Here is a 6,341-nt window from a genome sequence, read left to right on the forward strand (position 1 = left end):
AAATAAAACATGCCTTCATCAAAAACCTCTATAAATTTGCTAGTCAAAAATCTATTTTTTAGTTGAACCCTCTTTTTATTTTGAAGCTTACTTTTTTGGTTTTCACCATCAATAGTCGTATTTGAAGCACAACCAATAGGTTACGAATATGAGGAAGATTTTATACTTCACATACAAAAAATTGGAAATACTAATGCGATAGAAAATCAATTTAATAATTATGGCTTTGCTACAAATCAAACATTTCAAGGTACGGTTCCCTCTTTGAATACTCTTTTTTAATAGTTTTAAAACACTCTTTTAATTTTCAATGAGTTGATTGATTAAAAATAAGGGGAAAACATTTAAATTCATTTAACAGTTTGGTATTCATAGGAATTTAAACTATTTTTTATAGTGAACTGCTGAGTAGGCAGCTGAAGTTAGGCCAGAAAGCAAACAACCACAACTTGTGACTTTTAACTGCCGAGAAGGCAGAGGCTAAATAAAAAGACCTCAGCAAACGCTGGGGTCTTTTACTCTAAAATCGAATAAGGTATGAGCTATTTGTGTTTATTCAGGCTTGAGCTATTTTTTGTTATCACAGATAATTTTATCCTTATCATCTAAGCCATAAAGTTTTTCGTTACTGCTCAGTTTTTCAAAATGTTTAAAGAAACCTGTTGCGCGTAACCCAAGTTATTTAACTAGATCATCTTTTGGTTGTTCTATAAATGTCATTTTACTATGGTCTAGTAAAAAGCAAGCATAGCCTCAATTTCACGAGAACTGCTCGAAAAGAAACCGTTTAGAGTTTCTAAAACTTTAAGCCTATGTACGCTACATCATCTTACCAACCTTAGCTTGTTTTAAGAGAGTAGCAAAAGTTGATGAGCTTTTTCTTAGTACATGATCTATTTGTTGGTAGTAATTTTCCAGCTTGGTCACAAATAATTTGTCAGGTTGAGAATAATCGTATTGCTTTAATAAAGCGTTCATTATTAGTTTTGAATAATCTTTATGATTTGATTGGTCTAACTCGTTCACTAGCCTGACGACCATCTCAAGGTAATATATACATTGTGTGTCTGTTTGTTTGGAGCTGAGAATGACTTTTCTTAATATCTGCCCTAATGTCTTGGATGCCCAATATTCGGGATACCCTTTTTTATCTGATTCTGCCACATTATTAATATTAGTGAGATAGACTGGAGTTCTTGCCCAATCACAGCAAGTCGAAATAGCAAAATAAATTAAAAAATCAAAGTGAGTGGGAAATTCTCGCTCAAGATCAATTAACGGCTTTGGCTCATAGTTGGCTAGTATCTCGTCAATAAAAAATTCAATATACATAAGCCACATATGATCTTGGTGCCTGTCAAAAATAGCTTTAGACACCATAACCTTAAATAAACATATAGTTATATATATGGGACACTGCCATTTATCGTCTTCATAACTATAGTCATATGAACTATTGTAAAAGTTATTTGTCCCTCTTTGTTTTTTGATGAAATTTGTAGTGTAATCACCAACTGGCTTCCATATACTGGTATCTGACGCAGTTTTAATATCCATAAAATAAAAACTTAGTAATTGATTACTTTCATCAATGTAATATTCACCAGTATAGGAGCAGTTCTGATTATCTTTTAACTCTCTATACAAAGAACTTTGCTGGTTAGATATTAGTTCTGTTAAATAATTGGTTGTAAATTCCTCATCACCATTGAATCGTGAAGTGGTAAATTTAGCGCAGAGTAGTGGATAGGAAATTGTTAGGTGTTGTACAAATGGTTTAGACTTTAATAGCTTAGAAAGGCTTTCCCGTGCTTCGTTTCTGTACCTTCTCGTTTTTGGTAAGAATGTTAACAAGTTCTTCGCAATAGCTTGTTTAACTTTATCTTTTAAATTGATTTCAGGCTTAGACTTAACATCAGATTGTCCATTACTATTTCCCCGTTTAGCTTGTAACTGTTTAAGCTTGCCTAGCAAATCTTGAGAAGGGGGATTAGATGCTTTTAATAATTTCAATCTTATTTTTTCGAGGCTATTCTCATTATCAGCTTTTAAAAACTGAGCATGATATTTATTTAGTAAGAAAGATAATTGATCAAACTTGTGAGTTCTTAATAGTTGCTCAGATGTTAATGACCATGAATTTATTCTTGTTTTAGGCAGCTTTGTCCCATTCACCTTAATTAAAAAATAACAAATAATGATGAAAATAAAAGAAAATGTGGCTAAGTTAGCGTCAAAACCTGGTAACCAAGGTAATGGAATAATCAAACTTATTTCTTTTAAAAGCGGTAAATAAACCATATACAGTATTGAGATGAAAATGATTGCAAGCCCAAAGATATCAATTTTTGAAATTCTTAATTTTAGATCAATTCTTTTTTCTTCTGATAATAATGTGAATCCCGCAACAAGTACGGCTAGAACTGTTAGGATATTTGCTTCCAATTTAATTCCCTGTGTATTTTTATTCTAATGAGTGATTATTTCTTAAGGCTAGTATTTTCAATTCAAATAACGTTAGGTTAACCCCATCTAGGCTTCCCAGCTTTCACTAAAGGTTTCTAACTTAAAATTATACACTTACTCAAACTGAGCAGATGAGACACCGCCTGCACATTAGATTGTAAAACATTTCTATAAAATTGAATATCTCAGCTCTCGTATATTCGCGTGTCGAGTATATTTTTCGCCTAATTACTCGCTTTTTGAGTGTAGGAAAAAAGTTTTCAGTAACCGTATTATAGTAACAGCTTTCTACGCGACTCAACGAATGTACAAGGTTGCGTTCTTTAATAGTTACAAGGTAGCCTGCATCGCCGTACAGGCAGCCTTGATCACTATTTACAAAAACCTTTGCTTTAGGTTGTCACTGTCCTCTAATGTCACACAGTACCTAACTAAAGTAGTCGGTATTTTTATGATGTTGGCTTTAAAGCTACAATTCGGTAACTTTATGTCACTTTATACTTCAATCCTATGCCAAGTTACACTTCACTTGTGCCGTTGTAGCTCAATGAAGTCGAATGCAGCTATGTCAACTTACACTTCAAACAACATTGGGTGTTGTTTGAAGTATAAATTGACATATTTTCAAAAACACAAAAACACAAAAACACAAAAATACAAAAACACAAAAACACAAAAATACAAAAACACAAAAACACAAAAATTATATAATCTGATATTTAGCCAAGTAGTTAGTTGGCTGACTTACATCTCATAAAAATAAAACATGCCTTCATCAAAAACCTCTATAAATTTGCTAGTCAAAAATCTATTTTTTAGTTGAACCCTCTTTTTATTTTGAAGCTTACTTTTATTTGGTTTTCACCATCAATAGTCATATTTATATTAATCTGCTTATATAAAAGCTATTTAACGACAATAAAAATTACGCCAGCGCTAGGCAAAAATGGTTGAATTTATGTTCTAATTAAATTGTTCAAATATTTATGTACGCAAAACCTGCAAAGACATAAAAAGCAGCTGTGAATAAAATACGTCATTGGTACAAAGAGGATAAAGTTTTATAAGGCAATAACAGTGACGGTTCACGTTTAAGTTCAGAGAAAATTTAATCGTTTTATATTAAAAAGACAAAATTCAAACCTAAAGGAATAAAATGAGTAACGAAATAACTAAAATAATGGTGCAAGCGCAAAAAATTAAAAACTTTAGATGTAGAAAAGGCAGTGCGCCACAGGTACAGATTAAGGATTTAGAAGAGAAGCTTAAAATAACTTTACCTGAACCCTATAAATTTTTTTTAGAACAATACGGTTTTTGTTTGTGGTTCGGAGATGTAGTATTCGGTCTTGTCCCTTTGGATGAGGACAATGAAGATTATAAGAGTTTAGATGTTATAAGAGCAACGGAATATTATCATCAAAGATATGATAATAAAGATGAATATCAATCAGTACCAGAGCATGGGCTGGTTATCAACTCTTATGATGGTGGTGGCTATTATTTTTTATTTTCAGAGGAGTCAGAGCGTGCTGGTGAAGTTGGTCTATTTTTAACGGAAACTTACGGACAAGAAGAGTCTAAATTTAAGAGTTTTACGGATTACTTATCTTTTCTTGTAACTGGCACTCCTGATCTCGTTGATGTCGATTACGATAAAATAATGGACATAATTGAAGGTTAATTTGATGCCAGTATACCGTTGAAACTGATTACATTCCTGATTTTTTAGTGAAAAATGACTTTGACGTGACAAAAAAATAACAATAAAACCCATTCTGATTTTTACGGCTTATCGAAAAAATTAAGGCAAAAGCTACATAAAGATGGCTCGTTAGCCAAAACTAAAACCAGTGGTTTTAGCAATACTCATACTAAAAAATAAAGGAATATAATAGATGATAGCAAGACATTACAAAGAAACAAAAATGGAATTTTTACTTGAAGATATCAATGAATACGAAGAGTTGCTGCTTAGAGGCATCAATACTATTAAAACTAAAAACTCTCAAGGTGTTTTAGGCGGCTCTATTCAAGATGCTATCAATGCCTTTGGTGAGGCGGTGTTGGCTGAAGTGCCCCATCAAAAAATCGTGCGGTATTTAAAGCATATTGAAGAGTTTGGTAGTGCCAATTTTATATTTGCTTGCCGGCAAGGTGAAACCTTTGATGTAACTATTAATAATGATACTTTTGCGTTAACAGGTGGTCCTGCGGGTGCTTATTTACATACCGATGTGTGGGAAAAAGTATTTTATGCAGCGGTAACACTGCGTGACAAAAAAGCGATAGAGCAACTTATTCAAGTACCTCAAAGTGTGTTTGATAAAGCAAACATTAAAGCTGATGCATTTGATACTGCGCTTATTAATTTAATGAAGGGTTTATTTGAGCCTGAAGCCAATATGGGGGACTTACTTGAGGCGGCATTAATTGCAGCCGACCCTAATGCAATAGCGTCTGGCCGTCGCCGTTATGTGCAACATATTTTATTACCTTTGATGCCAGTATACCGCTGTATTTACACAGCCAACGCACAAGATGAATTTAATGAAGCCATGGTAGAGGCGCTAGAGGCTCATAAAAAATATTGGAAAAAGGATAAAAGGGAGCAGCAAGGATGGATATCACTACCCTTAATGGCTGCCGCTAGCCATGCTTATGATCTTAAAGGTTACCAGCTAACAGTTGAAACTGATTACATTCCTGATTTTTTAGTGAAAAATGACTTTGACGTGACAGCGCCGTAAACCTCAATGATTATAAAGGACCGTCTAAATGTCGGTTCCCATAGTAAGTCGCGACTAAAAGAATACATAAGGTTAACGGTGAAAAGATCAAGATTAGCCCTGATTCAAAACTAACTAAATATCACAAGCATATTCAGGGCTTACCAATACTACAAAAAAACGGTTATATATCCGTAGTAAAAATAATCCGAAAATTAAAGTTGCCTCAGATAAACCAATATACACACCATCATCAAGATATGAAAAAATGCAAATGCTTGATTGTAAGGTACATAAAAAGTACCCACATGTTGGTGGGGTAAGTAATGCGAATAGTTAATAGTTTTTGGAGGCATAATGGATAAATTAAATAATATGTGGAATAAATTAAGCGATATAGCTGTAGCTCTATCAAAGGGAATAGACCCAAGTGAATACATACCTAAATTAGAATCTTTAGTCGGAACACCTTTGCCTGATGACTTTAAGCAGTTTTTATTAAAAATTGGAAGGTATAAAATGACTCCTCCAGAATCTATTGATATGAGCTATGTAATTAAGTTGCCTAAACCTAAAGGGGGAAGAAAATCTATAGGTATATCCAGTTCTTTGAATATAAAAGGCATGATTAACGGATGTGATGAATGGGGTCGTTCATTACCACCTAAATCGATATTAATTGAGGAGACCGGCGACGGTAGTAATGTATTTATGAGTATGGTTCCCGGTTCTATTGGCGAAATATACTTTATTGAAAGGGATCACTATATGGATTCTGGTGAATTTGATGACTATGAATTTGAAGAAGAAGCCTGTGATGCTTTTGATCCTAAAAATGGGGTAGTTCCCAATATTTTCTCAAAATTAGCTGATAGTTTTTATGATTTTATTATGGCATTAGAATTAGAGGGTCCCGAATAAAAGCCAATGGGGTCGGTCAAGCCAATGGGGTAAATCTTGACTTCATACATCTACTTTCATTATGTTGAATTTAGAAAAACAAAGAAAATAACAAATACATATATGGACGCTCCCTTGAAGTCAAGACGATCTAATGTATAAACATCAAAATTGATGCCTTTATTTTATTATCATGTATCCCATTTCACAGTAATGATGCGTCACAAGCTTGCTGAAAAGCAAAGG

The 6,341-nt window shown here is 33.4% G+C and carries 4 protein-coding genes; 3 read left to right on the forward strand and 1 reads right to left on the reverse strand.

The window, feature by feature from the left end; translation table 11 throughout:
* Nucleotides 1–819: 819 nt before the first annotated feature.
* A complete protein-coding gene (locus GQR56_RS20845; RefSeq protein ID WP_166115233.1) occupies nucleotides 820–2,445 on the reverse strand; it encodes a hypothetical protein in 1,626 nt (541 codons plus the stop codon).
* A 1,177-nt stretch (nucleotides 2,446–3,622) separates the two neighbouring features.
* Between GQR56_RS20845 and GQR56_RS20855 the strand changes: the two genes are divergently transcribed.
* The 3 genes from GQR56_RS20855 to GQR56_RS20865 all read left to right on the forward strand — a co-directional run bounded on the left by GQR56_RS20855 (nucleotide 3,623) and on the right by GQR56_RS20865 (nucleotide 6,116).
* Nucleotides 3,623–4,150 (forward strand): SMI1/KNR4 family protein, encoded by a 528-nt coding sequence (locus tag GQR56_RS20855; RefSeq protein ID WP_166115239.1) that lies wholly within the window; start codon nucleotides 3,623–3,625, stop codon nucleotides 4,148–4,150.
* A gap of 214 nt (nucleotides 4,151–4,364) precedes the next feature.
* Nucleotides 4,365–5,216 (forward strand): immunity 49 family protein, encoded by an 852-nt coding sequence (locus GQR56_RS20860; protein WP_166115242.1) that lies wholly within the window; start codon nucleotides 4,365–4,367, stop codon nucleotides 5,214–5,216.
* Between the two features lie 336 nt (nucleotides 5,217–5,552).
* Nucleotides 5,553–6,116, forward strand: a complete 564-nt coding sequence (locus GQR56_RS20865) for an SMI1/KNR4 family protein (protein ID WP_166115245.1) — start codon at nucleotides 5,553–5,555, stop codon at nucleotides 6,114–6,116.
* Nucleotides 6,117–6,341: the final 225 nt, after the last annotated feature.

This window comes from Pseudoalteromonas sp. Z9A5 (genome assembly GCF_011378875.1).
Classification (GTDB): Bacteria; Pseudomonadota; Gammaproteobacteria; order Enterobacterales; family Alteromonadaceae; genus Pseudoalteromonas.

Excerpts from the sequence above, each read along its gene's own strand:
- GQR56_RS20855 (WP_166115239.1), top strand. The coding sequence starts at position 3,623 with ATGAGTAACGAAATAACTAAAATAATGGTGCAAGCGCAAAAAATTAAA.
- GQR56_RS20860 (WP_166115242.1), top strand. The coding sequence starts at position 4,365 with ATGATAGCAAGACATTACAAAGAAACAAAAATGGAATTTTTACTTGAA.
- GQR56_RS20865 (WP_166115245.1), top strand. The coding sequence starts at position 5,553 with ATGGATAAATTAAATAATATGTGGAATAAATTAAGCGATATAGCTGTA.